This window comes from Jiangella rhizosphaerae (genome assembly GCF_003579925.1).
GTDB lineage: Bacteria > Actinomycetota > Actinomycetes > Jiangellales > Jiangellaceae > Jiangella > Jiangella rhizosphaerae.
The window spans coordinates 1-2194 of the sequence record NZ_QUAL01000272.1 but is presented as its reverse complement, the minus strand read 5'-3'; the positions used below and the strand labels follow the sequence as shown (position 1 = coordinate 2194).

At 73.9% G+C, this 2194-nt stretch carries 1 protein-coding gene; it reads left to right on the top strand.

The genetic code is table 11. The annotated features are described in order from the left end of the window. The coding region (locus DY240_RS23140; protein WP_199702153.1) for an Rne/Rng family ribonuclease at positions 1–2194 on the top strand (2194 nt) is incomplete at both ends.

The window sequence follows — 2194 nt, the reverse complement described above, 5'->3', positions numbered from 1 at the left end:
GTTCGCGCCGTCCGGCACCGAGAGCGCGGCCACCGAGGCGCGCGCCTCCGCCGTCCTGTTCCAGCCGCCGACGTTCTCCGCCGCCCCGCTGTTCGCCGCGCCCGACCCCGAGGCCGCCCAGCCGGCCCGCGGCCGCCGGCGCGCGAAGCCCGAGCCCGAGCCGGAGCCCGAGGTCGAGGAGACCGAGGACGACGAGCTCGAGGCCATCGCCGAGGCCGACGACGACACCGACGACGACGGCGAGGGCGACGGCACCCGCCGCCGGCGCCGCCGCCGCGGTGGCCGCGGCCGCCGCCGTCGCTCCGACGACAGTGCCGACGCCTCCGACGACGACTCCGACGACGAGGGCCGCTCCGAGGCCGACGACCACGGCGTCGACTCCGACGACACCCACGGCGAGTCCGACGACGACCAGGCCGACTCCGGCGAGAGCGGCAGCCGCCGTCGTCGCCGTCGCCGGCGCCGCCGCAGCGAGGACGGCGACGAGCCCCGTCCCGACGACCCCCCGAACACCGTCGTGCGCGTGCGCGACGGCCGCGAGCTCGACGACGAGGTCACGTCGGTCAAGGGCTCGACCCGCCTCGAGGCGAAGAAGCAGCGCCGCCGCGAGGGCCGCGAGGCCGGGCGGCGCCGTCCGCCCATCCTGTCCGAGGCCGAGTTCCTGGCCCGCCGCGAGGCCGTCGACCGCGTCATGGCGGTCCGGCAGTCCGGCGACCTCACCCAGATCGCCGTGCTCGAGGACGAGGTGCTGGTCGAGCACTACGTCAGCCGCGCCTCGCAGCAGTCGCTGATCGGCAACGTCTACCTCGGCCGCGTGCAGAACGTCCTGCCCGCCATGGAGGCGGCGTTCGTCGACATCGGCCGCGGCCGCAACGCGGTGCTGTACGCCGGCGAGGTCGACTGGAGCGGCCTGGGCAAGTCCGACGGCCCGAAGCGCATCGAGGACGTCCTCAAGTCCGGACAGTCGGTGCTCGTGCAGGTCACGAAGGACCCGATCGGCCACAAGGGCGCCCGGCTGACCAGCCAGGTCAGCCTGCCCGGCCGGTACGTCGTGTACGTGCCCGGCGGGTCGATGAACGGCATCAGCCGCAAGCTCCCCGACACCGAGCGCACCCGGCTGAAGAAGATCCTCAAGCAGGTCGTCCCCGAGGACGCCGGCGTCATCGTCCGCACCGCCGCCGAGGGCGCCTCCGAGGAGGAGCTGACCAACGACGTCGCGCGGCTGAAGGACGAGTGGGAGGCGCTGCAGAAGAAGGCCTCCAGCGGCAACGCGCCGCAGCTGCTGCACGGCGAGCCCGACCTCGCCATCAAGGTGGTCCGCGACCTGTTCAACGAGGACTTCACCAAGCTGGTGGTCTCGGGCGACCGCGCCTGGGACACCATCGACGAGTACGTCTCCAGCGTGGCCGGCTCGCTGCGCGACCGCGTCGAGAAGTGGACCGGCACCGACGACGTCTTCGCCGCCTACCGCATCGACGAGCAGATCGCCAAGGCCATGGACCGCAAGGTCTGGCTGCCCAGCGGCGGCTCGCTGGTCATCGACCGCACCGAGGCGATGACGGTCGTCGACGTCAACACCGGCAAGTTCACCGGCTCCGGCGGCAACCTCGAGGAGACCGTCACCAAGAACAACCTCGAGGCGGCCGAAGAGATCGTGCGTCAGCTGCGGCTGCGCGACATCGGCGGCATCATCGTCATCGACTTCATCGACATGGTGCTCGAGGCCAACCGCGACCTCGTGCTGCGGCGCCTGGTCGAGTGCCTGGGGCGCGACCGCACGAAGCACCAGGTCGCCGAGGTCACGTCGCTGGGCCTGGTCCAGATGACCCGCAAGCGCATCGGCACCGGCCTGCTCGAGGCGTTCAGCGAGCCGTGCCCGCACTGCAAGGGCCGCGGCCTGCTCATCCACGCCCACCCCGTCGAGTCCGGCAACGGCTCCGCGGGTGGCGCGCCCGCGTCCGACGAGGGCCGCTCCGGCCGCTCGGAGCGGCGCGGCCGGCGCCGCAAGACCGAGGCGGCGCCGTCGCCGCAGCCCGTCGAGGCGCTGACGCCGAAGCTCGAGGCGCTGGCCAGCCCCGGCGAGGCCTCGCCGGCCGACCTCATGCCGGTCGGCGCCAACGGCAACGGAGGCCACCGGCCGGCGGAGCCCGCCGCAACGACGTCCGAGCCCGCCGCGCCGTCGGCCGAGCCCGCG